At 70.1% G+C, this 26,733-nt stretch carries 23 protein-coding genes and 1 other RNA gene; 13 read left to right on the top strand and 11 right to left on the bottom strand.

Going from position 1 to position 26,733, the window contains the following annotated elements; all coding sequences use genetic code 11:
- Window positions 1–14: 14 nt before the first annotated feature.
- The 3 genes from NX1_RS10940 to NX1_RS10950 are packed head-to-tail and all read left to right on the top strand — an operon-like array spanning window position 15 to window position 8,418.
- Window positions 15–2,861, top strand: coding sequence for a relaxase family protein (locus NX1_RS10940; RefSeq protein WP_068057291.1), 2,847 nt, complete (start codon window positions 15–17; stop codon window positions 2,859–2,861).
- A complete protein-coding gene (locus NX1_RS10945) occupies window positions 2,858–4,951 on the top strand; it encodes a WD40 repeat domain-containing protein (RefSeq protein WP_068057293.1) in 2,094 nt (697 codons plus the stop codon). The genes NX1_RS10940 and NX1_RS10945 overlap by 4 nt, the downstream gene beginning before the upstream one ends.
- On the top strand, window positions 4,948–8,418 hold the full coding sequence (locus NX1_RS10950) for a hypothetical protein (RefSeq protein WP_068057295.1): 3,471 nt from the start codon (window positions 4,948–4,950) through the stop codon (window positions 8,416–8,418). Before NX1_RS10945 ends, NX1_RS10950 begins: the two co-directional genes overlap by 4 nt.
- A 64-nt stretch (window positions 8,419–8,482) precedes the next feature.
- Here the strand turns inward: NX1_RS10950 and NX1_RS10955 are convergent, their stop codons facing one another.
- The gene (locus tag NX1_RS10955; RefSeq protein ID WP_068057296.1) at window positions 8,483–9,349 is read right to left on the bottom strand and encodes a caspase family protein; all 867 of its coding nucleotides are present in this window, start codon (window positions 9,347–9,349) and stop codon (window positions 8,483–8,485) included.
- Window positions 9,350–9,657: 308 nt separating this feature from the next.
- Between NX1_RS10955 and panB the strand changes: the two genes are divergently transcribed.
- The 4 genes from panB (at window position 9,658) to NX1_RS10975 (ending at window position 12,950) form a co-directional block, all read left to right on the top strand.
- Window positions 9,658–10,515, top strand: coding sequence for a 3-methyl-2-oxobutanoate hydroxymethyltransferase (gene panB / locus NX1_RS10960; protein WP_068057422.1), 858 nt, complete (start codon window positions 9,658–9,660; stop codon window positions 10,513–10,515).
- Window positions 10,516–10,662: 147 nt separating this feature from the next.
- Window positions 10,663–11,112, top strand: a complete 450-nt coding sequence (locus tag NX1_RS10965) for a hypothetical protein (protein WP_068057297.1) — start codon at window positions 10,663–10,665, stop codon at window positions 11,110–11,112.
- A complete protein-coding gene (gene pip, locus NX1_RS10970; RefSeq protein WP_068057299.1) occupies window positions 11,112–12,074 on the top strand; it encodes a prolyl aminopeptidase in 963 nt (320 codons plus the stop codon). Before NX1_RS10965 ends, pip begins: the two co-directional genes overlap by 1 nt.
- A 3-nt stretch (window positions 12,075–12,077) precedes the next feature.
- Entirely contained in the window at window positions 12,078–12,950 is an 873-nt protein-coding gene (locus NX1_RS10975; protein ID WP_068057301.1) for a CHAD domain-containing protein, read from the top strand.
- A gap of 71 nt (window positions 12,951–13,021) precedes the next feature.
- Here the strand turns inward: NX1_RS10975 and NX1_RS10980 are convergent, their stop codons facing one another.
- Window positions 13,022–14,458 carry an RNB domain-containing ribonuclease gene (locus tag NX1_RS10980; RefSeq protein WP_084501322.1) on the bottom strand — a complete coding sequence of 479 codons (1,437 nt, stop codon included), beginning with the start codon at window positions 14,456–14,458 and terminating at the stop codon, window positions 13,022–13,024.
- Window positions 14,459–14,469: 11 nt separating this feature from the next.
- Window positions 14,470–14,802 (bottom strand): hypothetical protein, encoded by a 333-nt coding sequence (locus NX1_RS10985; RefSeq protein ID WP_068057303.1) that lies wholly within the window; start codon window positions 14,800–14,802, stop codon window positions 14,470–14,472.
- A 418-nt stretch (window positions 14,803–15,220) separates the two neighbouring features.
- Between NX1_RS10985 and NX1_RS10990 the strand changes: the two genes are divergently transcribed.
- Window positions 15,221–15,613, top strand: coding sequence for a hypothetical protein (locus NX1_RS10990; RefSeq protein ID WP_068057305.1), 393 nt, complete (start codon window positions 15,221–15,223; stop codon window positions 15,611–15,613).
- A 95-nt stretch (window positions 15,614–15,708) separates the two neighbouring features.
- Here NX1_RS10990 and rnpB read toward each other — a convergent pair.
- An RNA gene (rnpB, locus tag NX1_RS10995) (RNase P RNA component class A) lies at window positions 15,709–16,123 on the bottom strand.
- A 64-nt stretch (window positions 16,124–16,187) separates the two neighbouring features.
- On the opposite strand from rnpB, the gene NX1_RS11000 reads away from it, so the two are divergent.
- Both NX1_RS11000 and NX1_RS11005 read left to right on the top strand, forming a co-directional pair.
- Entirely contained in the window at window positions 16,188–17,075 is an 888-nt protein-coding gene (locus tag NX1_RS11000; RefSeq protein ID WP_068057307.1) for an alpha/beta hydrolase, read from the top strand.
- A 144-nt stretch (window positions 17,076–17,219) separates the two neighbouring features.
- A complete protein-coding gene (locus tag NX1_RS11005; RefSeq protein ID WP_068057310.1) occupies window positions 17,220–17,738 on the top strand; it encodes a TrmH family RNA methyltransferase in 519 nt (172 codons plus the stop codon).
- Between the two features lie 11 nt (window positions 17,739–17,749).
- On the opposite strand, the gene NX1_RS11010 is transcribed toward NX1_RS11005, so the two are convergent.
- Entirely contained in the window at window positions 17,750–18,070 is a 321-nt protein-coding gene (locus NX1_RS11010) for a hypothetical protein (protein WP_068057312.1), read from the bottom strand.
- A 101-nt stretch (window positions 18,071–18,171) separates the two neighbouring features.
- On the opposite strand from NX1_RS11010, the gene NX1_RS11015 reads away from it, so the two are divergent.
- Window positions 18,172–18,753, top strand: coding sequence for an NUDIX hydrolase (locus NX1_RS11015; protein WP_068057314.1), 582 nt, complete (start codon window positions 18,172–18,174; stop codon window positions 18,751–18,753).
- 283 nt (window positions 18,754–19,036) lie between these two features.
- Here NX1_RS11015 and NX1_RS11020 read toward each other — a convergent pair whose 3' ends face one another.
- The 6 genes from NX1_RS11020 to cobC form a co-directional block, all read right to left on the bottom strand.
- Window positions 19,037–19,741 (bottom strand): chymotrypsin family serine protease, encoded by a 705-nt coding sequence (locus tag NX1_RS11020; RefSeq protein WP_245668432.1) that lies wholly within the window; start codon window positions 19,739–19,741, stop codon window positions 19,037–19,039.
- Window positions 19,742–20,060: 319 nt separating this feature from the next.
- The gene (locus NX1_RS11025) at window positions 20,061–21,251 is read right to left on the bottom strand and encodes a bifunctional RNase H/acid phosphatase (protein ID WP_068057319.1); all 1,191 of its coding nucleotides are present in this window, start codon (window positions 21,249–21,251) and stop codon (window positions 20,061–20,063) included.
- 37 nt (window positions 21,252–21,288) lie between these two features.
- A complete protein-coding gene (locus tag NX1_RS11030; RefSeq protein ID WP_068057424.1) occupies window positions 21,289–22,026 on the bottom strand; it encodes a zinc ribbon domain-containing protein in 738 nt (245 codons plus the stop codon).
- Window positions 22,027–22,164: 138 nt separating this feature from the next.
- Window positions 22,165–22,809 carry a hypothetical protein gene (locus NX1_RS11035; protein ID WP_068057321.1) on the bottom strand — a complete coding sequence of 215 codons (645 nt, stop codon included), beginning with the start codon at window positions 22,807–22,809 and terminating at the stop codon, window positions 22,165–22,167.
- Between the two features lie 101 nt (window positions 22,810–22,910).
- Complete coding sequence (locus NX1_RS11040) at window positions 22,911–24,035, bottom strand: Nif3-like dinuclear metal center hexameric protein (RefSeq protein ID WP_068057323.1); 1,125 nt, start codon at window positions 24,033–24,035, stop codon at window positions 22,911–22,913.
- A gap of 216 nt (window positions 24,036–24,251) precedes the next feature.
- Entirely contained in the window at window positions 24,252–25,295 is a 1,044-nt protein-coding gene (gene cobC, locus NX1_RS11045; RefSeq protein WP_068057325.1) for an Rv2231c family histidinol phosphate aminotransferase CobC, read from the bottom strand.
- Window positions 25,296–25,339: 44 nt separating this feature from the next.
- On the opposite strand from cobC, the gene NX1_RS11050 reads away from it, so the two are divergent.
- Together NX1_RS11050 and NX1_RS11055 are read left to right on the top strand one after the other, a co-directional pair.
- Window positions 25,340–25,843: a low molecular weight protein-tyrosine-phosphatase gene (locus NX1_RS11050; RefSeq protein WP_068057327.1), complete on the top strand. Its 504-nt coding sequence runs from the start codon at window positions 25,340–25,342 to the stop codon at window positions 25,841–25,843.
- Window positions 25,843–26,727, top strand: coding sequence for an SURF1 family cytochrome oxidase biogenesis protein (locus tag NX1_RS11055; protein WP_068057329.1), 885 nt, complete (start codon window positions 25,843–25,845; stop codon window positions 26,725–26,727). The genes NX1_RS11050 and NX1_RS11055 overlap by 1 nt, the downstream gene beginning before the upstream one ends.
- Window positions 26,728–26,733 lie beyond the last annotated feature (6 nt).

Raw genomic sequence — 26,733 nt, forward strand, 5'->3', positions numbered from 1 at the left:
GGGAGTTCGTCGCCATGGGATCGGTGCTGCTGATTCGCCCGGCGGACCATCTACTGGTCGGCGTCCGCTGGACGGGGTTCACGACCAGCGGCGTGGACGGTGCGGGCGCACCTGTGCTGACGGCAGGCGACCAGGCGCGCCTGGTCCTGCTGTTTCCGCCGCAGCACGTCGGCGAGGAGTGCTCGCCGCCCGCCTCCGCGGCGCCGCTGTCGCTTCCGGCCGGAAGCACGGGATCGATGGTCCCCGGCTGGCGGGCGGTACTGTCCGGGTCCAGCCGCATCTCGATCGATGTCCCACCGGGAAGACGGATCGCCTTGACGGCGAGCGGGATTCTCGATGCTGTCGGGAATGTTCCGCTCGTGGTGTCTTCCGGCGTGCCCGGGGCGGACGAGACCGCGATCGAGCTGCCGTGGCGAGTGCTGCTCGCGCCCGGAGTCCACACGCAGGCCGGCACCGTGGTGTGCCGCCATCCGAGCGCGCCCGTCTCGGCCGGAGGGGTCAGCGGACTGTGGCGCACCCGGTTGGTCGACGCCGCGTTGTCGCCGACCGGTGCGGCGCCGGATGCGCGGCTCACACTGCGGGTCGCCGATCCCGTGCTTGCCGATACGGCGGATCCGGCCTTCGGTCCGATTGCTCCGAACAACACGCTCGCGCTACCTCGGTCGGCGCGCACCCGGCTCGCCCTCGAGACGAACAACCGGCCCGCGACCGCCACGCGCCTCGAGCTCAGTTCCTTCGGCGGGACGCTGTTCGCGGCGGGCGCGTGGCCCGGCTTCGAATGGGAGCAGCAGACGGCACTCGGCCGCGACATGAAGGTTCGCGCCCGATTCGAAGGGGTCATGTACCCGCTCGGCCATCAGGCCGAATACCTGGAGGTGGTGACGCGCGAGTTCGACACGCACACCACGGCGGGCGGCGCCGCGGTGCTCCGGCGCATCGGCATCCTGACCATCGTCGAACCGACCCGACGCGAGCCCGCCGCCGACGCGATTCGCCGCCGTTTCCCGCTCGGCGACGTGGAGATCACCCAGACGACGTTCGTCGACATCGCCTCGCCCAACTCGGCCGTTCCCGGCGCGGCGTGGCGCATGACCGCGCTGCCTGGAATCGGGACGCAAGCGACTCATTTCCGTCCGACGAGCACTACCGGAGAGCCCGTCTTGTTTCCGATCCGGTGTGCGACCGGCGGCGCGGACGCGACCTTCGCCATGCCGCTGCTGTTCGTCGCACGAATCCAGATCGATCAGACGTCGACCTCGCTCACCGATCCCGGCCTCGCCCAACGCCTTGCCGCCGACTACGGAACCGCGCAGGTCCGGTTCGCGCCCACCCCGGTCGACCTGACCGGCGCACGCGCTCGCGGACCCGGCGATGTCCACGAGGTGCACGGCGTGACCATCGCGGGCATCGCGCAGCAGGCCGATCTCACCGGCGGATACCGACCGGCGCTCACCCAGTTGGAGATCGCGCTGCCCGCGCTGCGGGTGCTGCGCGGCGACGCGCAGCTCTCGTCGGTGCGGTTCACCGAGAAGTATCTGCGCAACGGCGCCGAGGACGTGCTGCTGGAGATGTTGCCGAACCAGATCAGGGAGATCGACTTCGCCAAGAGCGCCGACAAGTCGGGCGGGCTGGTCGCCCCGAAGTACGTGGCCAACGCGATCTCGCGGACGCTGGGCCCGGTCAACCTACAGGCCATGCCGCATCCGGCGACCGGCTTGATCGATCCGGCGGCGCTGTTTCCCTCCGACCAGGCCGCGCTGCTCGGATTCCCCTTGAAGTCGCTGTTGACCCAGTTGCGGGTGCCGCCGGAGATCACCGCCGTCCCGAGGTCGGGAGCGCCTCCGGAGGTGCGGATGCAGTGGCGCGGTGTGACGCTGCGCTCGACGGGTCCCTTCGTCGCCCGGCCGAGCACGCGACTCGACCTTTCCGTCACAGCGAGCGCCGAGCGCAACGAGACCGTGTGCAGTATCAAGGATTTCACGCTCGAGCTGCCACCGGGGCCGAAACGTGTGCTGCGCCTGACCTTCGCGGCCCTGACGTTCGCGCAGCGCGACGGCGGCGCGCCGGACGTCGCGGTCGACGGCGTCGCCGCCGAGTTCCTCGGCGAGCTGAAGCTGCTGGACAAGTTACGCGACGTGATCGACCTCGGCGCGGCGGGCAAACTGCTCGATGTGTCACCGCGCGGCGTCGCGGTGCGGTACTCGCTGCCGCTGCCGCCGGTGGCGGCGGGCGCGTTCGTCATGCGCAACATCGCGTTCACCGCGGGCATCGACATCCCCTTCAACGGTGACCCGGTCGGCATCGCGCTCGGTTTCGCCGGCCGCGCCAATCCATTCCAGCTCAGCGTGCTGATGTTCGGCGGCGGTGGTTACCTCGAGATTCAACTCGGACGGGACGGATTGAAGCGCCTCGAGGCGTCGCTCGAATTCGGCGCCTTCGTGGCCGTCGATTTCGTCGTCGCGTCGGGCGAGGTGCACGCGCTGGGCGGTGTGCGGTACACGCTGGAGTCCAGCGGCGCCGTGGCACTGACCGGGTACTTGCGCATCGGCGGTTGTGTCGACGTGCTCGGTCTGATCAGCGTGTCGATCGAGCTGTGCCTTTCGCTGAGTTATCAGTCCGAACGCAACGCGTTGGTCGGCCGGGCGACGTTGGTGATCGAGATCGATCTGACGCTCTGGTCCGACAGCGTGGAACTCGACAGCGGCGAGTGGGTGCTCGCCGGAGCGCCAGGCCGCCGCCTCATGCCTCGCGACACCGACGCCGCCCTCGCGCGATGGCGCGAATACCGATCCGCCTTCGCGGGCCAGCGGCGCGAGCAGCCGCCGCTGGCTGCCGCGACGACCGAAAGCCATGAGCGATGAACGAATCCGAGTACTTCCACATCCCGCTGCGCGTCGACCTGCCGCACGCGGCTGAACGAGTCACCTTCAGCCCGGACGGTCGCCGGCTCGCCGTCGGCGCCGGGTGGCGTTTCTTCGGCGGGAACGAGAGACGAGGCCTCAGCGTCGTGGATGCTGACTCCGGCGAGATCGTCTGGACCACAGCGGATCTGAACTGCCTCGACATGACATTCACACCGGACGCGCAGCGGCTCGCGGTGAGCGCGCTCAGCCACAACAGCGACCTTCGCATCCTGCTGTTCCAGGTCTCCGACGGCGAGAAACTCTGGGAGGCTCCCGCTGCCGGGTTCCTCGCGTTCAGCCCGGATGCGACCCTGCTGGGCGTCGACGGTGTGAGCGAATCCGCGGGCGGTGAACCACCGCGCAGTTTCGTGCTCGACGCGAACAGCGGCGCCCTGCTGCACAAACAGGGCTCTTCGATGGCCGTTCCCGGGTTCACCGCCGATTCACGGCTGATGTGCACGGGATGCCCCTCGGTCGCCGAGGCATCGACGGGCACACTGCGGTGGACCGGGGGCGATCACGTGAACGTCGCGTCCGCCGCGGTCTTCACCGACAACGACGATGCCGTCCTCTTCGCCAGCGCGCCCGACGCGCATATCCTCGTTCTCCAGGTCGAAGCCGGCCTCGACGGCGCCCCCGGCATTCGGTCGTTCGTCGACGCACCGGAGCTCTTCAACGCCGACCAATGGATCGGCGCGATCTCCTTCAGTCCAGGTCGCGGCATGATTCTGCAGCTGGGCAGGCAGGATCTGACCCTGATCTCCGTGACCGACGGCAGCGTTCTGCATCGGTTCCCGAAGACCAAGCCCGCCATCAACACCGCCGCCGCCTTCCGCGCGAACGACCGGCAACTGGCGCTCAACATCTCGGTTCCGCCTGCGCCGCCGGACTTGCCGGGCGCCGGGATCAGCGTCGTCGACACGCGAACGGGTGCGACCCTCTGGTCCGATCCCGGTCTGGAGTGCACCGATCTGGCACTGAGCGCCGATGGCGCCCGCCTCGCCGCCGTCGGCGAAACCTCCCTGCTCGTCTACGAACTCGGCCTCCCGGCACGCTCGCGACGCGACTGTCAAGCGCCTGTCTCCGCGCTGGCGACGAGCGCCGCGGCGGCGGGGATCGTCGCGGCGGCGGCGGACAACAGCCTCATCGTCTTCCGGGCGGCGACCGGCGAGAAGATGCTCGAGCGCGTCCATCCCGGAACCATCGGCGCCGTCGCGGTCAGTCCGGACGGGCACAGCGTCGTCACCGCGAGCAGCGACGGCCGCTGCAGACACTTCGACACGCTGACCGGCGACCGGTGGATCGGCAAACACAACGCACCGGTCAACGCCGTGGCCTTCAGCGACGACGGCAACCGGGTGGCGACCGCGAGTGCCGACCGCACCGCTCGACTGTTCGACCGGACGCCGGGCGCCAACCCCGACGATCGGACGGCGTTGTGGTCGCATCAGCATCCCCAGGGCGTCAGCCATGTCGTGGTCGGACCCGCGGCGGCCTGGCTCGCGACCGCCTGCCTCGACCGAAAGGTCCGCATACTCTCCGGCTCGACCGGCGACGAACTGCACAGCCCGTTCGAGCACGACGGGAAGATCCGCGCCCTCGCGGTCGCGGGCACAACCCTTGTCACCGCCAGCGACGACGGCAGCGCGCTGGTCATCGACGCCGTCTCCGGGCAACGCCGGTTCCGGCTCGAACATCCCGGCAAGGTCACCACCGCGGCGGTGTCGTCCGATGCCGCGCTGCTCGCCACCGCCGGGATCGGAAGCGACTGCCATATCTGGCGTATCGACGGCGCACAACCGGTATTGCTGCACCGCCTCACCGCCCGCGCGATCGTCAACGACCTCGCGTTCGGGGCAAACGGGCAACTCGCCATCGCCACCGAGCATCAGGTGGTCGCCGTCGTCGATCCTGGCACCGGACGCGAAATCGAACGGCTCATTCATCCGAAAGCCGTGAGCCGCTTGGCATCCGGCATCGATCGCGGCCTGCTCGCCACGGCCTGCGCCGACAACGTCGCCCGCGTCTACGAGATGAGAGAAGAATGAGCGAACTGCTGTGGGTGGCCGTCCCCGACGGCAGGCGAGGGCAACGAGCGTCGCTGCGCGTGCTCGTGGTTCCGCGGCTCTCGGAGGGCCTCATCACCGACCTCGGACTCGGGGATTGGCCGTCGACCCTCAACGACCAAGCCGAGTTCCAGCTGCGTCTGCGCACACCGGCGGGCGAACGCATCGCGCAGCACGACGTTCGTCTGGTAACCCGGGCGCGATCGGAGCTGTGGACCGAATTCTTCGGCGGTGCCGCCGGTTTCGCGAACGAATGGCAGCAGAAGACGGTTCCGGCGCCCGAGATGTCGGAGACCTTTCAGGTCGGGAGGAAGGCCGCGACCACCGCGCGAACGCTCACCCGCACCGGCGCCGTGAAGACGCGCGAGGAAACCCAGGCCGCGATCAAGTCCGAGGTCGCCGCGTGGGCGGACGCCACCGGGGCGCCCGCGTCGGACGGCGCCGAGCCGCCGCCACCGGTGGTCACCGACTTCCACCGCACGGTCGCCAATCTGCGCGAGCATCCCGCCGTGCTGCTCGAGCTCGGCTTGGTGTTCGAACTGGACATCGACGTCGCCGACCTGGAACCGGGCGGCGGGCTGCTGTCGGTCCGCTGTGTCGACCCGCCCTTCCTGCGCAACCTCGTGACGTCACCGTGGACGCGGTACGAACTCACCGATACCGTCTTCCGTCCCGCACCGGACCCGGACTCCGCTTCCTTGATCCGCGCCGGCGTGCTCGACCTGTCGAGCTCGGTGTCGCTCACCGACCCCACCGCCCCGGCCGATCCGGGCCAATGGGCGATCTCGACCTTCGACGTCGACGGCGCCGCCGACGGATTACGCCAAGCCGCGCACGATTTCGCGCTGAACCCGCCGAAACAGGCCACCGTGCCCCCGTTCCGGTCGTCGGGCATCGCGTTGATCCGGCCCGGCCGGAGCACGGAATTCGGCGAGCGGCGCGGCGCCGCTGGTCGACGCGCCGCCGCCTCGATCGGCGACGCGGTGTTCTCGGCCGACGATCTCGTCCTCGGCTACCGGGTGGATATCCGCCGCGAGGGTTCGGAGTGGCTTTCGGTGTGCGGACGCGATGCCGCGTACCGCGTCAACGACATCCCGATCGTCAGTGGTCAGGAGGAAGGGCATGTCAAACCGTTCACGGCGGTGCGAGGCGCCGACGGACAGCTGCGCGCCGACGAGGTCGTGCTCCGCTGGGACGGCTGGAGTCTGGCCGTCTCTCATCCGGACTTGACCGGCGACAGCCCCGGACCGGTCCGCAACCCCGCCCAGCCCCTGCCGTTCGACTTCGAGTGGGAATTCAAGACGCCGCAGGGGAGCCTGCCCGCCCTTCGGTTCGCCGACCTCTATCAGATCCGGGTGCGCATCGCCGACATGGCCGGTGGCGGGTTGACACACGACGAGCTGCAGGACGCCACGGTCGCGAGTGCGAACGTCAGTTACCTGCGCCACGACCCCGTCCTACCGCCAACGCTGCACGGCACCGCGAGCTTCGCGGTGGGCGCGGCCATCGATCGTCTCGTGATCCGCAGCGACCACAACATGACGGTGACGCAGATCCACGACGCCGACCCCGACTACCCGGCCACCGAATCGCGCGTCCTGCGCCCGCCGACGGTGCCCTTCCCGCTGATCGAACAACACCGCATGCTCGACGACCCCGACCTGACGGACGAGGAATCGTTCGAGCTCGCTCGGCGCGCCATGCAGTCCGACGGCAGCGGCGCCGGGCTCCCCGATCCGGTGGCGAACGGCGTGCACGCGTTCGTTCCGAAGGCCGAGCTCGGCCTCGCCACCTCGATCAGCGACATCAGCGCCTGGTCGCCGTCCTGGCCGGACCACGCACAGAAGACGATCCGGCTGGACGAGGAGCTGGGCGCCAAGCCGATCACGATGGTCTGGTCGGGCAACACACTGAAAGTGACGCTCGCCAAGGGCAAGCAAGCGACGATCGAGCTGACCTCCACGCTCGACGGCGAGCGGTCGAACCATCTGGCGATCAGCGACTTCCTCGCGGGCGGCGCGGGCGGCGAACCCGCGATCCCGCCCGACAGCACGAAAGTCGGCCGCAATCCCGTGGTCACGCCGCCACGGCGCGTCGTCGTGGTGCACGCGGTCAAGCGTCCGCTGCTCGAACCACGATGGAATCTCCCGGCGGGCACCGTGACCCGGAACCGTCACGACACCACCGCGCTGCTCGAACCGAGCTTCGCGCTGCCCGGTCCGGCTGCCGGGCTGGACGCCGACAGCACGGGCCGCATCGAAATCGCGGCCGAGTGGACCGAATTCGCCGATGCCGGGCCCCAAGCCGGTCCTGGCGCCCGTCCGGTCGCCGTCGCTCGTGTGCACAGCCAGACGATCCCGCAAGGCGCGCCACCGCAGCTGCGGTTCCGCCACGAGTTCGGCGACACCAAGCACCGCAAGGTCACCTACAAGGTCAAAGCGATCAGCCGATACCGCCAGTACTTCAAGGCCGCCGAACCCGAGTCCGAGTTCGAGGTCGCTCGCGCCCAGGAGCCGGTCGACATCCTGTCCACGGCGCGGCCGACCGCACCGACGGTGCTCGGGGTGGTTCCTGCATTCCGGTGGCGTCAGGAACAGGTCGGCGCGAACCGCATCGAACTGACGAGGTCAGGGCAGCGGCTGCGCGTCGAGTTGGCCCGACCGTGGTACGAAACCGGTGAGGGCGAACAGCTCGCTGTCGTCGTCGCCTCCGCCGGTGGCCCCGCACCAGCACTGCGCGGCGTCGTCAGCCGCATGGGCCGTGACCCGGTATTCGGGACACCGGCCACCGAACCGTTCCCACCGCCGTCGTTCTTCCGTTCGGCGTCGCCGCCTGCCCTCGCGGACCTGCCCGAGCTGGGCGAAAAAGTCACCGTCGTGCCGTTCCAGGTCGATCCGAGCGGAGACCACTGGTTCGCCGATGTGGAGCTCGCTGTCCCGGACAACCATCAGTCCTACAACCCGTTCGTCCGGCTGGCCGTGGCGCGGTATCAGCGCGACAGTATCGATGGGCTGCAACTGTCCCCTGTCGTCGTCGCCGAAAGTGTCCCGCTCCTGCCCGACCGCCGGGTGACCGTCGACCGAAACGGATCGCAGCTGCAAATCGCGGTGACGGGTATTTCGCCCAGCCCGCTCAATCGCCTCGAGGTCGTCCTCGAGCGCTGCCCGGCCACGGCGGCGCCGGAACAAGTCGACATCGTCATCGACGACCCGAACGTAGAACCGGAGCTGCCTGCCTGGCGGCCTGTGCCGGGGCATGCGGTCTTGCGGGCCCAAGACGGAACCATTCCGCCGTTACCGCTGCCCGTCGCGGCGGCGGGGCGCCTGCGCTTGCGGCTGCGGGAAACCGAAAATCTCTCCGGCCCAAGCGATCCGCAATTGCCGCGGGAGCTGACCCAGCGCAATGTCTTCGTCGGCACGATCGTGTTGCCCGCCGAATGGCACGCCTGACCGAGTGCGCGATCCTCGAGAGCCGGGGCGGGGCGTCGGATAGCCGAGGCCCCGCCCGTCCGGCCTACGGCGTGAACGGACGCTGGTCCATGAAATCGGCGCCTGCGTTGAGCGTCAACAGATTCGGCGTCTGGTCGGGCGGCATGAGATTCGCGATCTTGCGGTGGAACAGCGAATACCCGCCGACGAACGATCCGTTCGCCCAGACGTCGAGCAGCGCCCCGGTGAACTGCCCGTTCACGGCGCCGTCGTAGGACTCCTGCGAATCCTGGCAGCCGGACAGCAGCACGACGCCCGCCTGGATGTCCGCTCGAGACTGCGGCCCGCTCAGGCGCTGCACGAACGAGTACAGCTGGCGCCGTCGCTTGTTGTCCTCGAGCTCGACCTCGCGCGGCATCGCCTTCACGGCGCCCTGGACGATCTTCACGGCGCCTTGTTCGCCGGAACGACTCAGGGCGGCGGCTCTCTCGACGATGGCGTCGCGAGTGCCGCGGCTCAGCAGCTCACGCACCACCGTGCCGCTATGACAACTGTCGGAGCACACGACGATCCGGACGCCGGGAGCGAATTGCGCCCACATCCGATACAGCTCGTCGTCGACTATCTGGCGGTCGTAGGCCACCCAGGTCTCGTCTCGGTCGTCATCCTCTTCGCTGTCGACGTCCCACACCTGGCTCCCATGTCCCGAATAGGTGATCAGAACCAGATCGCCCGGCCGCGCCTCGTTGGCCAGCCTGCCGATCTCCCCGATGATCGCGTACGAGGTCGCGTCGCTGTCGAGGAGTTTCGTCGTCGTCGCGAACCCCTCCGCCGCCGCGATCGCGGCCATGGAGTTGGCGTCGTTCACACAGCCCGCGAGGGCGCCGTCCCAGCCGTCGTACTCGGCGGGATCGACCCGATTCAATCCGATATGCAAGGAGTATCCGGTCACTGCACTGCCTTCCGTCGGGGGTACTCGTGACGTCTCCCGATCCGCCACGCCCCGATCGTCCGGCGGTCCGCGCTACCGGGCTAGCGTGTCCGACTACCCGAACTTCGATCCGGCACTACGCGACGACGGTCGTCGGCGGATGCCGAGAGGGGCCGAGGTACAGCTGTCCGGATGGCCCGCCCCGCCTGTGATCAATCGCACCGCCCAGCACCCTTAAGTGACGGTCGAGACCGGTGGCAGACTGGAGGCGTCAGACAACCCGGGGACCCGGCCAGGGCCTCGAGGCGACAACTCCGAAAGGGACGATGATGTCCGTATCCGATGCGGAAACCCCTGCCTACGGCGCGGCGCAGGCCGAGACCAAGAAGGCACGGCGCAAGACGCGGGTCCCCCACCTTCAGCAGATGAAGGCCGACGGTGAGCGCTGGGCGATGCTCACCGCCTACGACTACTCCTCGGCCCGCCTGTTCGAAGAGGCGGGCATTCCGGTCCTCTTGGTCGGCGACTCGGCCGCCAACGTGGTGTACGGGTACGACACGACGGTGCCGATCACCGTCGACGAGCTGATCCCGCTGGTCCGCGGCGTGGTGCGCGGTGCGCCGCACGCGCTGGTGGTGGCCGACCTGCCGTTCGGCACCTACGAGTCCTCCCCGCAGCAGGCGCTGGCGACGGCGACGCGGTTCATGAAGGAGGGCGGCGCGCACGCGGTGAAGCTGGAGGGCGGCGAGCGAGTGGCCGAGCAGATCGCGCTGATCACCGCGGCCGGTATCCCGGTGATGGCGCACATCGGCTTCACCCCGCAGAGCGTCAACACCCTCGGCGGTTTCCGGGTGCAGGGCCGCGGCGACGGCGCCGAACAACTCATCGCCGACGCCATCGCCGTGCAGGAGGCCGGTGCGTTCTCGGTCGTGATGGAGATGGTTCCCGCCGAGCTGGCCGGGCAGGTCACCCGCAAGCTGACCATCCCGACCGTCGGCATCGGCGCGGGTGCCGACTGCGACGCCCAGGTGCTGGTCTGGCAGGACATGGCGGGCTACACCAGCGGCAAGACCGCCAAGTTCGTCAAGCGGTTCGCCGAGGTCGGCGACCAATTGCGCACGGCGGCAGCGACCTACGCCGACGAGGTGCGCCGCGGCGTCTTCCCCGGCCAGGAACACAGCTTCTGATCGAACTCGGATGACGACCGGCCGGTCGAGTGGCATCGCGCCGCTCGACCGGCCGGTCCGCTCGGTAGGCGAACCGGGCTACGGGCCGGTGGCGGCAAACAATGGCAGACTCGAAGCCGACATTCCCGACCCGATTCAGAGGTACCGATGCCGCACAGCCGTTGGATTTCCCGCAGCACCTCGCTGGTGGCCGCAGCGTTCGCCGCCGCGACACTGGCCGCGTGCGGGACGACCGGACAACCCGAGCCCACCGGCAGCACGGGATCGACCACGTCGGCGAACGCGTCGGCCACCACGACTGCCGCCCAGGGCACCGGCACCCAGAAGCCGACGAAGGAAGTCACCGACGCCGCCGCCAAGCAGCTGTGCGACGCGATCCGGCCCGAGCTGTCCAACTTCCGGGTGCAGGGTCCGACGCTGGGGCGGGTCGGCCTCAACCTGATCGTGCACCCGTGGGGTCTGCAGAACGGCATCGACGTGCTCGGCAACAAGGCCGTCGTCGACACCGTCACCGTCAAGAGTTGCCCTGACGTGCGCCAGCAGGCCATCGAGGCGCTGGCGACGCCGGACCTGGCCTCGATCATCGTCGGTTTGTGATGCGCACCTTGTACCCCCCGATCGAGCCGTACGATTCGGGCCTGCTGGACGTGGGCGAAGGCCATTCGGTGTACTGGGAGGTCAGCGGCAACCCCGATGGCAAGCCGGTGGTTTTCCTGCACGGCGGACCGGGCGGCGGCACCGCACCGTTCCACCGGCAGTTCTTCGATCCCTCTGCCTACCGCATCGTGCTGTTCGACCAGCGCGGCTGCGGCCGGTCCACCCCACACATCGCCGACGGCGCCGATCTCGCGCACAACACGACCTGGCACCTGGTCGCCGACATCGAAGCGCTGCGTGAGCATCTCGGCGTCGACCGCTGGCAGGTGTTCGGCGGCTCCTGGGGCTCCACGCTGGCGCTGGCGTACGCGCAGAAGCACCCGGAGCGCGTCACCGAGCTGGTGTTGCGCGGCATTTTCCTGTTGCGGCGCAAGGAAATCGACTGGTATTACAACGGCGCGGCGGGCAACGTCTACCCGGACGAGTGGGAGAAGTTCCTGGCGCCGGTACCGGAGTCCGAGCGCGACGGCGACCTGGTCGAGGCGTACCACCGGCTGCTGCACTCCCCAGATCCCGAGATCGCCACGGCGGCCGCGATCGCGTGGTCGGTGTGGGAGGGTTCCACCAGTTCGCTACTGCCGCACCCGGATCGGGTCGCCGAGACCGGGGAGCCGCGGTTCGCGCTGGCGTTCGCGCGCATCGAGAACCACTACTTCCGGCACGGAGGGTTCCTGGCGGAAGGGCAGCTGCTGCGGGATGTCGGCGTCATCTCGCACCTGCCGGTCGTCATCGTGCAGGGTCGGCACGACATCGTCTGCCCTGCGGTGAGCGCCTGGGATCTGCATCGCGCCTGGCCCGGTTCGCGACTGCACATCGTCGACGACGCGGGCCACGCGGCCAACGAGCCCGGCATCGTCGACCGGTTGATCCGAGCCACCGACGGTTTCGCGAAGGTGGGCTGAGCCATGGCGGTCGCTGCCGGGGACGCCCTGATCGCCGCACTGCGCGACGACGTCGACCGGCTGCTGTCCGCCGAGCCCGACGTGCGCGCGGACGCACCGGATTCGGTCCATCAGATGCGGGTCGCCACCCGGCGGCTGCGCAGCGTGCTGCGCTCGTATCGCAATCTGTTCCAGAAGAAGCCCGCGGCCGAGATCGGCGCCGAGCTGAAATGGCTGGCCGGGCTGCTCGGCGTCGCCCGCGACGCGGAGGTCCGCGCCGACCGCTTCGCGGACCTGCTGGCCGAGCACGGCGACGCGCCGGACATCGAGACGGTGACCGACCGGCTGGTAACGGCCGAGCGCGCGCGCTACGACGCCGCGCACGCCGAGGTGCTCGCCGCGCTCGACACCGACCGCTACCGCGCGCTGCGCGAGCGCCTGACCCGGTGGCGCACCGACCCGCCGCTGCGCCGCGCCCGCGCCGCTGCGCCCGCCACGGATTTCTTCGGCGTGGTGTTGCTGAGCGACCACGAGCGGCTGTCAGCGCTCATCCGGCACGAGCCGACGGTGCCCGGCGCGGAACGCATCGAGACGCTGCACGATATTCGCAAGAGCGCCAAGCGTTTACGGTATTCCTGCGAGGCCGCCGAACAGGTCATCGGCGACTCCGCCGCCGATCTCGGCGCGCGCGCCAAGCGTCTGCAGACCGTGCTCGGCGACCACCGCGACGCGATCGAGTCCACCGAGGCGATCATCGAGCGGGCGGCGCAGGCCGAAGCGGCGCGTGAGGACACCGCCACCTACCGCCGTCTCATCGCGGCGGAGACCGCCGCCGCCAACCACGCCATCGCCCGCTATCCGCAGGCCGCCGAAGCCCTCTCCACCAGCCTCTGGTGACGACGCAGCCCATCCGCACGCCCGTGCAGCGGACAAAACCGCTGCGCGGCGTGGAAACGGTTCGCGAGGACTCAGTCGACGAACGCGAAGCCGATCTTGCGGGTGACCGGATCTGCGCGGGTCAGGCGGACGCGGACGGCCGCGCCTTCGGGCGGGGTTCCGACGCACGGGCCGAGCACCGGCGGGTCGGCGATGAAGACCTCCGCGGGCCGGTTGCCGTTGGCCTCGCGCACGACGACCGCGTCGAACTCGGCGTCGGGGCGTTGCGCGAGCAGGCTGGCCTCGGTGAGGTCGATGCAGGCCCGGTCCACCTTGCCCGCGACACCGTCGGTGCGCCGCATGGTGTCGACGGTCGGGTCAAGTCCGTCCCGAACCCATTGCGGCACCGGCTCGCCCGCGCAGTAGGCCAGGCAGATCTCGGTGGCGAACCGGTCGGCGAGGCGGCGCAGCGGAGCCGTGACGTGCGCGTAGGGTGCGCCGATCGCGCTGTGCGCGGAACTCTCCGGCCCCGATCCGTTGACCACGGTGTAGGCCGCGCCGCGCAACAGGCCGGTGGCCTCCGACATGAGCACGAGGGCGGCGGGGGTGTTGGGGTCGAGCCCGGCAAGCATGCGGCCCACCGGCTGATCCTCGGGCCATGTCACGCCGAGCGCGGCGGCGGTGCGGCGCAGCGAGGCGATCGCGGATTCGGCGGGCGGCGGCATGGTGCGCAGCAGGCCGACCCGCTGCCCGTCGGCGTCGGCGCCGTCGAGCATGATGCGCGCCGCGCACATGCCGGTCAGCAGGGAGACCTGCTCGTTCCAGTCGTCGGCCGCGGTGCGCGGCTCCAGGACGAGCCGCCAATGTCCGTCGTTCGCGTCGTCGCGGATGACGCTCTGGGCGGGCAGACGCAGCCCGATCGCGCCGCGGGACAGTCCGGCCTCGATGCGCCGCGTGCCGAATTCCGGCAGGGCCGCGATCGAGGGGTGCAGCGCGCCCGCGTCGGCGTCGGCCTGGACGCCCGCGTAGTCGAGTCGCGCGCGGGAGCGGACGGTCGCGCGCACCACCGAGTAGCTCCGTGGTTCGGCGTTCTCGTCGAGTTCGATGGTCCACAGGGCCGCGGGTCTGGTCTGCTCGGGAAGCAGGCTCGACGCGCCCTCGGAGAGCACGGGCGGGTGCAATGGCACCGTGCCGTCCGGGAGATAGAAGGTCTGACCCCTGGCGCTCGACTCCCTGGCGAGCGCACCGCCCGGGGCGATGACGGCGCCGACGTCGGCGATCGCGTAGTGCAGGGTGAAACCGGAGCCGTTTCGCTCCAGGTGGAGGGCCTGGTCCAGATCCATGGCCCCGGGCGGGTCGATCGTCACGAGTTCGATATCGGTCCGATCGACCCGGTCGCCCGCGAACGCGTCCACCGCGTCGCGGGCTTCCTCGGAGGCCTCGGCGGGGTACGCCGAGGCCAAACCGAATTCGGATCGGATGGCGCCGAAATCGACCGGCGCCGAGATGATCCGCTGGTGCAGTTCCACGTGGAAATACGTTACTGCAGTGCCAGCATCGTGCCGTTCAGCTCGTTGAACGGACCGAACACCGTGAACGTCACCCGACCCGTCGGATAGGTCGACGACAGATCGGCCGCGGCGTCGAGCGCCTCACCGAACGACGCCGCGGACGGGTGCGGAAGACCGGCGATCGCCAAGCCGAGATTGTTCTCGGCCACCCATTTGGTGTCGGCGGGACTGAGGTCGACCTGCACCCCGCCGGGAAGCGGAGTCAGCGCGACCGCATTGGCGGACCCGGCGCCAAGGGCGGCGAAAACCGATGCGGCCCCGGCGATGAGCGCGCCGGCGACCAGTGAACGAACTACCCGCATAGAGTTGAGACCTGCTTCCGCAATCGAAGTATGAATCGGCCCGCTGCTGCCCGGCACCGGGCCTTGCCAACGGCGACTACTGTATGACGTCGGTCACGATCTAGGCCAGTCCAGTACGAATCGCCCGGCCCGGCTCGTCGTGTCGCGCCGGACTGCTACTCTTCGGGACCGGTGCGGGCGCTGATCTCACCGCCCATTCCGAAGAGCCACCGTACGTCGACATTTTGGAGTTGTGCACTGATGTCATCGATCATCTTCGACTACCTGATGCCCCTGCTCGGCCCCGAGCAGGCCGCATACTGGGCGCAGGTTTTCATGGTCGATCCCACCTGACCTCACAGAGAACGCCACGCGCCGGTCGCCTTCCGTTAACCTCACGGAAGGCGACTTTCGCCAGGTACCACTAGCATCCCGCACCGTGAGAAGAACTTCCGCCGCCATCGCGGTCAGCACCACCCTCTTCGCCCTGCTCGTGGCAGGTTGCGGCAGCGACGACAAGGACGGCGCCGCGCCGGCCGCCACGTCCTCGGCCGCCTCCCCCGCCGCCCAGCCGAACAGCGCCGCCGTGCCCGACAGCGCGAAGGCGGGCATGTTCGTGGTGAGCTACCGCAGCGCCTTCCCGAAACTGGCCGACGGCCGCAGCGACGCGCAGGTCGCCGAGATCTTCACCGCCACCTGCAAGGACGTCAAGGACGGCAAGGCCGAGGACGCCGTCGTGCACAACATCGTCGACCGGACCAAGTCGGGTCAGACCGCCGCGACCAAGGAAGAAGCGCAGGCCATCTACACCACGGCCAAGTACCTCTGCTGACCATTTACGCGGCCGCGCGCCAAGGCGTCTGATTCACCGCGTTCTCCGAGTGCGTTCGGCGCCCGCGATCATCGAATCGCGGGCGCCGCACGGGGCGGACGAGTTGGTCTGTAAGCCGGATCCTGTTCCCGGTTCGCACCGGGCGGCGACCATCCATCTGGGCACACCGTCGCCGGGTGCCTCGAGCGGCCCACCCGCAGGCTCGGGCGAGCAGCCCTCGAACGCCTGCGCAGCCGCACTCCGAGGAGTGCGACCTTCGACCTTGCTCCGGGCGGGGTTTACCGAGCCGCCCCGGTCACCCGGGGCGCTGGTGCGCTCTTACCGCACCGTTTCACCCTCACCGCACGTCCCCGAAGGGACGCGGGCGGTCTGTTCTCTGTGGCACTGTCCCGCGGGTCACCCCGGGTTGCCGTTAGCAACCGCCCTGCTCTGTGGAGTCCGGACTTTCCTCGGCGACGGGCGGCGGCACCGCGTGCCCGTTCCCATCGCCGCGGCCGCCCGACCAACTCGTCCGCGCGTGCCAGGATACTCCCCGTCCGGTGGACGGTCGCTCGCGCCAGTACGGTTAGGCGTCATGGAACGTCTCGAGGTCAGTTTTCCCTCAGGTGGCCAGCAGTGCGCCGCCTGGCTGTATCCTCCCGCAGGCGTCCCCAAACCCCGGCCGCTCGTGGTGATGGGGCACGGTCTGGGGGGCACGCGGGATATGGGATTGGACAGGTACGCAAGGCGATTCGCCGCAGCGGGCATGGCGGTGCTGGTGTTCGACTACCGACATTTCGGTGCGAGCCAAGGTGAACCGCGCCAGCTGCTGAATATCGCGCGGCAGCGGGAGGACTGGCGCTCGGCGATCTCCTACGCGCGCACGCTGCGCGGCATCGACAAGACCCGAATCGCGCTCTGGGGCACATCCTTCGGCGGCGGGCACGTGCTGACGGTGGCGCCGGAGGACGACTACCTCGCCGCCGTGGTCGCCCAGGTGCCGTTCACCAGCGGCTGGGCTTCGGCGTGGGCCAAGGGCCCGATCAGCTCGACCAAGGTCGCCGCCATCGCCGCCGCCGACTTACTGATAGGCCCGTTGCGGCGCAAGCCGGTACGCATCCGGCTGGCCGGGCGCAAGCGCTCCGCGGCGCTGATGAGCGCGGCGGACGTGCCGGAGGGTTACGGACGACTGGCCGAGGAGAGCGAGACCTACGACCCGAAAGTGGCCGCGCGCATCGCGTTTCCCGCGCTGTTCGACTCCCCCGGCAGGCACGCCAAGGCGCTGAAGGTGCCGGTGTTCTACGCGGTGGCCGACAACGATTCGATCGCGCCCGCCAAGCCGACGCTGAAGGCGGCCGAGCGCACCAAGCACGCGGTCGTGAAGCGTTATCCCGTAGGGCATTTCGATGTGTACTTCGATGATGTCTTCGAGCAGGCGGTCTACGACCAGACCGAATTCCTGGTCTCGGTACTGCGGCCGTGAGCACCGTCCCCGGCGCACTTCCGGTGCGCCGGGGCGGGTATCGTGTCGGGTACCGATTTCCTTCTGCGATGGCCCCGATGCGCCGCGAAGCATCGTCACGATGAAACTTCTTGTCTCCCTTGGGAAGGGTCTTCCCGTCCAGCGATGACCGCCGCGCGGTTGCGAAGCCGCCCGGAACTACGCGAGCAGCGACGGCGACGCGCGCACGGCTGCTGGAATCATCTGATCGCCGCGCCACTGTGGCCCAAGCACAGCGCCAATCTCGGCACGCTGCTGCGCACCTGCGACGCGGTCGGCGCGTGCCTGGCCGTGCCACGCCGCCCGTGGGTGCCGGACGCGCTGAATCAGGGAAACACGTTGCGCCACCGGCAATGTGTGCACTGGGTGGACGGCCGCGTCGACCGCTGGCTGGCCCGGCAGCGGGCGGGCGGTTCGGCCGTGGTCGGCGTCGAGCTCACCGACGAATCCATCCGGCTGGCCGATCTGCCGACGGCGCGCAAGCGCACGGTCATGGTGCTCGGGCACGAACTCGACGGGATTCCGCCCGAGGGACTGGAGTTGCTCGATGTGGCGGTCGAGATACCGATGGTCGGCACCGGGCACAGTCTCAACGTGGCGGTGGCGGGGTCTCTCGTGTTGTACAAGCTCGCCGGGCTCTGCTGACCGGGCAGTTGTCAGCGGGAGCGGCGCAGGATGCGCCACAGGACCAGGAACCCGGCGAGCGCACCGACGGCGAAGGGCAGCGGTTGTTCGCGGATCGCGGCGGCCAGACGACGACCGCGCTCGACGACCGGCTCGGGCAGCGCCTCCTCGCCGTGCTCGGCCGCCTCGATGACCCGGGTCCTCGCCCGGTCCACCAGATCCGTCGCGGCGAGCGCGGCCGTCGCGCTGCGATCCTCGGCGCGGTCTTTGGCCTCGGCGGCCTTGTCGCCGACGGTGTCGGCGAGTTCGTGCAGCTTGTCGGTGTCCGGGTCGGCCGGGTCTCGCGGGTCCATGGGTACCTCCTCGTCACGAGTGTTCCGCATCGCGTACCCGGGAGGGTGCGGCCCAAACTGCTGCGCGATCTTGTCGGTGCCCGCGGCTACAGTCGCGGGCCATGAACGCTGCGACTGCCGCTGTTGCCGAGATCGTGCGTGGGATCGAGCCCTGTGACGGGCTGGAGCGCGAGCACATCACGGCGACGTTGGACTGGCTCGCGTCGACCGATGACGTGTTCCGCAGGGAGAAACCGGCGGTGCCGCCGCGGCATCTGGTGGCGTACACGGCGCTGGTGGATCCGGCGGCGCGTGCGGTGTTCCTCGGGCGGCACCGGCTCGCGGGGCTGTGGTTGCCGATGGGCGGGCATCTCGATCCGGGCGAGCATCCGCTGGCGGCGGCTCGGCGCGAGGCCTGCGAAGAGCTCGGTATCGCAGCCGAGTTCGACGTGGTCGGTCCCGCGCCGCTGTTCCTCACCGTGACCACCACCGTCGGCATCGGCGGCGGTCACGAGGACGTGAGCCTCTGGTACGTGATCCGCGGCGACCGCACCCGCGACTACCGCCTCGACCCGCGCGAATTCGGCGGCGGCCGCTGGTGGGACGTAGACCGTTTCGCGGTGCCGGAATCCGACCCGCATTTCGCCCGCTTTCTGACGAAGTTGGATGTCGCCCTCGGCAACCGGGACTCCGTCGCGAGCTAGTCCTGGACAGGTCACCCGGGATGGCGGTAATGCGTGCGGGCGATGGTCGGCATCGCCGGTGAAATGTCGGCCGCGGTTCGGCCTTGCTCCGACCGGAGTGCAGACACCGACGAGCCGCTGCGGCTCGATTTGGTCTCCATCGGACGCGAGGCCACGGTATCGACCGTGGCCGTACCAGCAGCGCCATCTAATGGCTACCCCGCAGACGAATTCACCGCCGCGGTCCGCGCTGTCTCGAAAGCGACGCGGGCGCGCGACGGTGAAAGGTTCGTCCGAAACTGGATCAGATCGGACGGAATCCGGCGCCGACGCCGCCGATGGCGTTGACGGCGCCGAGGATCAAGTCGATCGGCGCGAAGAACGCCGGCGAGTGGATCGGGTTGGCCGCGGTGGTGCACGGCACGTCGAAGCCGATGCCCGCCAGACCGGTCAGCCTGCCCTGGTTCATGCCGACCAGGCGGTCGCCGACGGTCACCGGGCCGCCGGAGTCGCCGGGCTTCGAGCATGCCTGGTTCAGGGTGATGGTCTCGTCCAGGTTGCCCCAGACGACGCCGCAGCCGGGGCCGCTGGTGCGGCCGTTGGAGCACACCGTGGTGCCGGGGCCCGGCGTCGGGCCGATCCCGTTTATGGTGGTGGCGCCGACCGTGCGGACCGGCGTGACCTTCGCCGGATCGAACTGCAGCACCGCGAAATCCAGCCCCTCCCCGTTGTCGGAGTAGGCCACCACACCCACCGCGCCAGCGTCCAGCGCGGTCTCCGACGCCAGCCGCGCACCGGCGGGCGCGCAGTGGCCCGCGGTCAGACCCACCAGACGATTGGCGTTGTCGTAGCCGATCGCGGTGAGCGAGCACGCGGAGTTGTTCTCGAAGACGAGGCCGGAGCTGCCACCCAGCACCACATTCCCCGGAGCGGCCTGCGCGGCACCCGCGACAGCTGCGCCCACACCCGCGATGACGGCCGTCGCGGCCGCCATCCACCTGAATCTCACAGCAGTAACTCTCCTTCTCGAAAGACACTGGCCGACACTCGTTTTCGACCGAGGAATCGACCCACCCCACACATCGTGCGGCACCGCACCGACAGAAACGCCGCCGATGCTCGTTCCGGCCTTTCCCCACCGAGGCGGAGCGAACCGAGTACGCAGCCTCGGTCGGCTGTCGGCTACCTCGACGCTGGGGTAGCGGCCGGTGCACGCGATGCGACGTGTGTCGCGCCACAGTACCCGGAGAAGGGCGCCCGGTCGTGGCGAGGGTCGGCAGCCCGGCGGCCGACCGCGGAGCGGCCACGGCGGTCGGGCGAAGCCCCGCTCAGGAGAGGTAGGAGGTGTCGTTGACCAGCCGAACGGAGGAACCGCCGTCCGGGTAGAACTCCGCGATGCACAGCGACGCCAGATCCAGATGCAGGCGGTACAGCAGCGACGGCCCCACCCCGAGCGCGAGCTGCACCAGCGTCTTGATCGGCGTCACGTGGCTGACCACCAGCACGTTCTGGCCCGGATACAGCGCGACAAGGTCGCGGCGCACCGCTTCGATGCGTTCGCGCACCTCGTCGAAGCTCTCGCCGCCCGGCGCGGCCACCGACGGGTCGCCGAGCCAGCGCGCGTGCAACTCCGGATCGCGTTGCGCCGCTTCGAGAAACGTCAGTCCCTCCCAGGCGCCGAAATCGGTCTCGATGAGTCCGTCGTGGGTGCGCACCGGGAGGTTCAGCGCGGCGCCCGCCGCTTCGGCCGTCTCCCGCGCCCGCCCCAGCGGCGAGCTCGAGATGGCGGCGATATCGCCTTTGGCCGCAAGCATTTTCGCGGCACGCGCGGCCTGTTCGCGGCCCAGCCGAGTCAGCGGGGGATTGCCGCGGCCCGAATAGCGCCGCTCCAGCGAGAGCTCGGTCTGGCCGTGGCGCAGCAGCAGCAAGCGGGTCGGGCGGCCCAGCGCACCGGTCCAACCCGGACCGGCGGAGACGGCCTCGGTGTTCGCGGGATCGACCTGGGCGGCGCGCGCCTCATCGATCCAGCTCGGCGCGGCGCTCCGGGTGGACTGCTCTTCGACGGTCGCCGTTTCCGCCTCCCGGGCCGCGCGCACCTCGCCGACCAGCGCGGCATCGTCCATCGCCTCGTTGGCCAGGCGATCGGCGTGCGAATTCTGGGCGCGTGGAATCCAGGTGAAGCTCACCCGGTCGAAGTCGGCGACCAAGCGCCTGGCCCGGTCGGCCAGCGGGATCATCGCCGCGTGCTTGACCTTCCACCGGCCCGACATCTGCTCGATGACCAGCTTGGAGTCCATCCGCACGTCCACCGTGCGCGCGCCGAGCTCGGCGGCGGCCTCGAGGCCCGCGATCAGCCCGCGGTACTCGGCGACATTGTTGGTGGCGATGCCAAGGCTCTCGCGCCGTTCGGCCAGCACCGCGACGTGGCCCGCGTCGAAGACCACCGCGCCGAACCCGGCCGGGCCGGGATTGCCCCGCGAACCGCCGTCCGCTTCGACGATCACATGCTCGTAACTCACCGGACCTCCCCGGCATCCGGCCGATCGAACCCGCAGGTCACAGACCGGATTCCTTGGTGCGCACCAGAACAGCGCCGCATTCCGGGCAGCGCACGACCACGTCGGGCGCCGTCTTCGCGATGCGCGCGATCTCGCCGCGGTCCAGTTCGATGCGGCACGCGCCGCACTTGCGAGCCTGGAGCAGCGCAGCGCCGACGCCGCGCTCGGCGCGCTGCTTGTCGTAGACGCCGAGCAGCTCCGCGGGGAACAACCCGAGCAGCTTGGACCGATCGTCGGCGCAGCGGCCCTGGGCCACATCCAGATCCGCCAACGCCTCGTCGCGCACCCGCTGCGCGTCGGCCAGCTCCTCTTCGGTCTTGCTCAGGCGCGCGCCGGCGTGATCGTGGTCGGCGGCGGACGCCTCGCGGCGCTCCATCACCTCGAGCAATTCGTCCTCCAGCACGCCGCGCCGCCGCTCCAGGCTGCCCAGCTCGTGCTGTATCTCCGAAAGCTGCTTGGCGCCAACGGAACCAGCCGTCAGCATGCCGCGGTCGCGCTCCTCACGCTTGCGGACCGCGTCGATCTCGCCCTCCAGCTTGCGGATGTCGCGATCCAGATCGTCCAGCACGATCTCCACCGCGACCGCGGCGTCCTTGTGCTTGTTGCGCTCCCCCTCCAGCCGCGCCACTTCCTGCTGCTCGGGCAGCACGGTGCGCCGGTGCGCGATCCGCGTCAGTTCGGCGTCGACAGCCGCGAGCTGGAGCAGCTTGGCCTGGATCGATGGTTCGACATTCAACGCGGACAAACTCCTGAACACTGTGGACGACGGGTCGGGGTATCCGCCGGACGGCGAACGCCAGTGTTCAACCGTACCCCGGCTACGAGCCGGTTGGTTCCGAGACCGGGCCGAGGGGCGAGTCGGCCCGGCGGCGGATCAGCTACCGGGTGCGCGGGCCTTGATCGCGTCTCGGGAAATGTAGACGTCGTATTCACCGGGGGTGCCGATGACGGCGTTGCCGTAGGCCGAGCGGACGAAGGGGCTGGTCCACCAGGCGCCATCGCTCATGTCGGCGAAGAAATCGGCGTCGTCGCCGTTCAGGAAGATCTGGTTCTGCGTGGTGGCGACACCATCGAGGCGCTGACCGTACAGGCGGGTGACCTTGTAGCCGGAGTGGAAGCCGAGAGCGTTCACCCACGGCTCCAGTTCGACGATATTGGCCTGCAACACCCACAGATCGCCCTGGACGTGGAACTTCTCGCGGCGCTCGGAGTGGTCGTCGTCCCCGTAGAGCGTGAGGTCGACCTCGAGCTGATGATCGTGGCCCGCGACCTCGCGCACCACCACGTGCGCGGCCTTGATCTCGCCGCTGAGTCCCAGATACGTCTGCATGAGGGTCGCCACCCACAGCAGTAGCACCGCGACGGCGAGCAGCGCGACCCCGCCCGCGCCCCGGCCGAGCAGCACCCGCGGCCCGACCCTGCGCACCTTCACCAGCGCCGAAACGAGCAGCGCGACCGCGATCAGGATCAGCAGGATCAAACCGATCTGCAAGATCCCGAAATCCACCGGGAAACTCATGCGCTAGTTGTACCCGGTTGCGGCCCTTCGATTCCGCCGAACGCCGGGGAACCTCGCCGGACGGCAACCCATTTCGGCGGTGGAAGGTCCGCGTGCCGGTGTCAGTCCACCGCGCCCACGGTCCACGGATCGGTGCGCAGCGTCGAGACGCGGGTCTCCAGTTCGGGCAGCGCCGCGGCGACGATGCCTTCCGCCTGCGCGCACCAAGGGAATTCGGTGGCCCAGTGGGCGGCGTCGATCAGGGCCGGGCCGCCGGTGCGCAGGTGTTCGTCGACGGGATGGTGGCGCAGATCCGAGGTGAGATAGGCGTCGACGCCGAGCCGGGCCGCGGTGGACAGGTAGGAGTCGCCCGCGCCGCCGCACACCGCGACGCGCTCGATCACCCGATCCGGATCGCCTGCGGCACGGACGCCCCACACGGTTGTGGGCAGTGCGGCGGTGACGCGAGCGGTGAAGTCGCGCAAAGGTTCCGGTTCCGGGAGGACGCCGACGCGGCCGATGCCGAGGCCGGAGGGCAGGGCGGCCCGTTCGGTGACGTGATAGGCCGGGTCCTCGTACGGGTGGGCGGCGCGCAGCGCGGCCAGCACGGCGGCGCGGGCCGCGGGCGGCGCGATGACCTCGATGCGATCCTCTTCGACACGCTGCAATTCGCCGATGGCGCCGATCGCCGGATCAGCGCCCGGCATAGGCCGGAACTGGCCGACGCCGGGCACTCGCAGCGCGCACTCGTGGTAGCTGCCGGCGCCGCCGGCACCCGCGGCGAACAGCGCGCCGAGCACGGCGTCGGAGTGAGTGCGCGGCACCTGGACGACCCAGTTGTCCACGGCCGCGGTCGGTTTCGGGTCCAGCGGGCCGGTCACCGTCAGGCCGATGGCCGCGGCGAGCGCGTCGGAGACGCCGGGATCGGCGGAATCGGCGTTGGTGTGGGCGGTGAACAAGGCGCATCCGGAGCGGATGAGGCGATGCAGGAGCGCGCCTTTCGCGGTGTCGGCGGCGACGGTGTCGACGCCGCGCAGCAGCAGCGGATGGTGCACGACCAAGGCCTGGGCGCGCCAGTCGATGGCTTCCTCGACGACGGCGGCGGTCGCGTCCACCGCGAACAACACCCTGGTGACCTCGTCGTCCGGATCACCGCACACCAGCCCGACCGAGTCCCACGACTCCGCCAGCTTCGGCGGATACGCCGCGTCGAGCACCCCGATCAGATCCGCCAGCGTCGTCACCATCCGCCTACCTCGCTCCTCCCGCACTCCCTGTCCCGGCGCATACCGGCCGCCCCATCATCCCGCCCTGACTATTGGCGCCCGACATTGCCCGGTCGAGTAGGGCACAAGACGGCGCCGCCGAGATTGGCGAACGACCCACCGCCGCCATCGGCACCCGACATCACACCCAGTCGAGTCGCTCGACGTTGGTCACAGCGCGTCGATCGGCGCCGTGCGTCAGCCGCGACCGGGCGCGGTGGGGATCGCGGCGCACAAACGGTCCACCGCGTCCTCGTCCCGCACAGCGACACGTAGGTGATCGGGCCCGAGCCCGGGGAACGTGTCCGCACGGCGCACCGCGATACCTTCTTCGGCCAAGTGCTTGCGCAGCAGCTCGCCGCCAGAGACGTGCAGAAGCAGGAAAGGCCCGCTGGCCGGTGTGTGCACGTGCAGACCGAGGGCGGTGAGGCGCTCGATCATCGCGGCGCGGGCCGCGGCGAGCGCGGTCGCGTTGCGCTGGGATTCCGCGACCGCGGCGGGTTCCGCGGTGGCGGCGATCGCCTCGAGCTGGAGCGCGCCTAGCGGCCAGTGCGGGCGGCCGTGGTCGAGGCGGGCGAGCAGGCCGGGTGCGCCGAGGAGGTAGCCGCAGCGCAGACCGGCCAAGGCCCAGGTCTTGGTAAGACTCCGCAGGACGAGGATGTCGGGCGTGGCGACGGTCGCCAAGGATTCCGGTTCGCCGGGGACGGCGTCGGCGAAGGCCTCGTCGACGACTATCACCCGGCCGGGGCGGCGCAGCGCGCGGATCGCGTCGGCGGGGTGCAGGACCGACGTCGGGTTGGTGGGATTGCCGAGGACGACGAGATCGGCCGCGTCGGGCACGGCGGACGGGTCGAGGGCGTAGGGCGGTTCGAGCAGTACCCGGGCGACCGGCACGCCGGCTTGGCGCAGCGCCAGTTCCGGTTCGGTGAACGACGGGTGCAACACCGCCGCGAGGCGCGAGGCGAGCTTCGGCAGCATCGCGAATCCCTCGGCCGCGCCCGCGAGCAGCAGCACCTCGTCCGGGCTGCGGCCGTGCCGTGCGGCGACAGCGGCGCGGGCGGCCAGGTCATCGGCGGCGCTGGGATAGCGGCCGAGGTCGGTGAGCCGGGCGGCCAGGCGTTCGCGCAGCCACGGCGGCGGCGCGCTGCCCTGCACATTGACCGCGAAATCGAGCATGCCCGGGCGCGCGTCGACGTCGCCGTGGTGGCGAAGCAGCGCGTGATCGACTGTGTCCGAGGGCACGGGATCACACCCTACGTGGCGGGCGAGCAGGGCGACCGGCCAGAATGGCTGTCGTGGGTGACCTGCACGTCTCGTTCGTCTGTACCGGCAATATCTGCCGATCGCCGATGGCGGAGAAGATGTTCGCGCACCACTTGCGCCTGGCGGGGCTGGCCGACCGGGTGCGGGTGACCAGCGCGGGCACCGGCTCCTGGCACATCGGCGACGACGCCGACCCGCGCACCACCGAGACGCTGCGCAAGCACGGCTACCCCACGGGGCATGTGGCCGCGGTCGTCGGCGACGACCACCGCGAAGCCGATCTGCTCGTCGCCCTCGATACCGGGCACGAGCGCGCGCTGGCGCGGCTCGGCGTCCCGTCCGATCGCCGCAGGCTGCTGCGCAGTTTCGATCCCGACGCCGACGGCCCGGACGTGCCGGACCCGTACTACGGCGACGACGCGGGCTTCGAACTCGTCCGCGCGCAGATCGAGGCGGCGATCCCCGGCCTGCTCGACTGGGTCCGCGCGGCGCTCGCCGTGTCGCCGATCGCCGACGGACTGCCGTGATGCGCCGCCTGACGTTTCTGCTTCGCCCCAGCTGGCTGATCCTCGCCGCGCTGGTGGCCTCCTTCGCCTACCTGTGCTTCACCGTGCTCGCTCCGTGGCAGCTCGGCAAGAACACCGCCACCGAGCACCGCAACCAGTTGATCGCCGATTCGGTGCGCGCCGACCCGGTGGACGTGGCCACCGTGCTCGACGACACCGCGAGCGGCGACCACAGCGAATGGCGGCGGGTCACCGCCACCGGCAGCTACCTGCCCGATTCGACCGTGCTGGTGCGCCTGCGCCACCTGGACGGCGCGCCCGGCTACGCGGTGCTCGCCGCCTTCCGGCTGACGGACGGACGCACGCTGCTCGTCGATCGCGGTCTCGTCGCGGGCGTCGACGGCACGTCGCGGCCGCCGCAGATCCAGCGAGCACCCGAGGGCGAGCAGCGCCTCGAGGGCCGAATTCGCATGTCGGAGGGCGTGAGTGCGGACAAGACGCCGCTCACCCAGGACGGCTACCGCCAGGTGTATTCGATCGACACCGCGCAGGAATCCGAGGTGCTCGGCCACCCGCTGACCCCGATTCCCGCCGGTGAGCGCGGCGGCTATCTCGAGCTCTCGGAGAATCAGCCGGGCGCGTTCACGCCGAGCCCGCTCCCGCAGCTCGACGCGGGACCGTACCTCTCCTACGGGCTGCAATGGCTGGCCTTCGGTGTCATGGCGCCGTTGGGCCTCGGCTACTTCGTCTACGCCGAACTGCGGGAACGCCGCAAGGAGAAAACCGCCGCTCAGCCCGCGCCGGCGGAGCCGACACCGACCGAACCCGCTGCGCCCCGATCCGCCACGACTCCGCCGACGACCGAGGCCAAGCTCGCCGACCGCTACGGACGCGGACGCTCCTGACCGGCG

The sequence above is a fragment of the Nocardia xishanensis NBRC 101358 genome, assembly GCF_001613365.1.
Lineage (GTDB): Bacteria > Actinomycetota > Actinomycetes > Mycobacteriales > Mycobacteriaceae > Nocardia > Nocardia xishanensis.

What these genes read in the sequence shown, in the direction of transcription:
- NX1_RS11015 (WP_068057314.1), top strand. Translation starts at nt 18,172, where the DNA reads ATGAACGCTGCGACTGCCGCTGTTGCCGAGATCGTGCGTGGGATCGAG.
- NX1_RS11040 (WP_068057323.1), bottom strand. Translation starts at nt 24,035, where the DNA reads ATGGTGACGACGCTGGCGGATCTGATCGGGGTGCTCGACGCGGCGTAT.
- NX1_RS11035 (WP_068057321.1), bottom strand. Translation starts at nt 22,809, where the DNA reads ATGAGTTTCCCGGTGGATTTCGGGATCTTGCAGATCGGTTTGATCCTG.
- panB (WP_068057422.1), top strand. Translation starts at nt 9,658, where the DNA reads ATGTCCGTATCCGATGCGGAAACCCCTGCCTACGGCGCGGCGCAGGCC.
- NX1_RS11005 (WP_068057310.1), top strand. Translation starts at nt 17,220, where the DNA reads ATGACCGCCGCGCGGTTGCGAAGCCGCCCGGAACTACGCGAGCAGCGA.
- NX1_RS10940 (WP_068057291.1), top strand. Translation starts at nt 15, where the DNA reads ATGGGATCGGTGCTGCTGATTCGCCCGGCGGACCATCTACTGGTCGGC.
- pip (WP_068057299.1), top strand. Translation starts at nt 11,112, where the DNA reads ATGCGCACCTTGTACCCCCCGATCGAGCCGTACGATTCGGGCCTGCTG.
- NX1_RS10965 (WP_068057297.1), top strand. Translation starts at nt 10,663, where the DNA reads ATGCCGCACAGCCGTTGGATTTCCCGCAGCACCTCGCTGGTGGCCGCA.
- NX1_RS10945 (WP_068057293.1), top strand. Translation starts at nt 2,858, where the DNA reads ATGAACGAATCCGAGTACTTCCACATCCCGCTGCGCGTCGACCTGCCG.
- NX1_RS11050 (WP_068057327.1), top strand. Translation starts at nt 25,340, where the DNA reads ATGGCTGTCGTGGGTGACCTGCACGTCTCGTTCGTCTGTACCGGCAAT.
- NX1_RS10975 (WP_068057301.1), top strand. Translation starts at nt 12,078, where the DNA reads ATGGCGGTCGCTGCCGGGGACGCCCTGATCGCCGCACTGCGCGACGAC.
- NX1_RS10950 (WP_068057295.1), top strand. Translation starts at nt 4,948, where the DNA reads ATGAGCGAACTGCTGTGGGTGGCCGTCCCCGACGGCAGGCGAGGGCAA.
- NX1_RS10985 (WP_068057303.1), bottom strand. Translation starts at nt 14,802, where the DNA reads ATGCGGGTAGTTCGTTCACTGGTCGCCGGCGCGCTCATCGCCGGGGCC.
- NX1_RS11055 (WP_068057329.1), top strand. Translation starts at nt 25,843, where the DNA reads ATGCGCCGCCTGACGTTTCTGCTTCGCCCCAGCTGGCTGATCCTCGCC.
- NX1_RS11010 (WP_068057312.1), bottom strand. Translation starts at nt 18,070, where the DNA reads ATGGACCCGCGAGACCCGGCCGACCCGGACACCGACAAGCTGCACGAA.
- NX1_RS11000 (WP_068057307.1), top strand. Translation starts at nt 16,188, where the DNA reads ATGGAACGTCTCGAGGTCAGTTTTCCCTCAGGTGGCCAGCAGTGCGCC.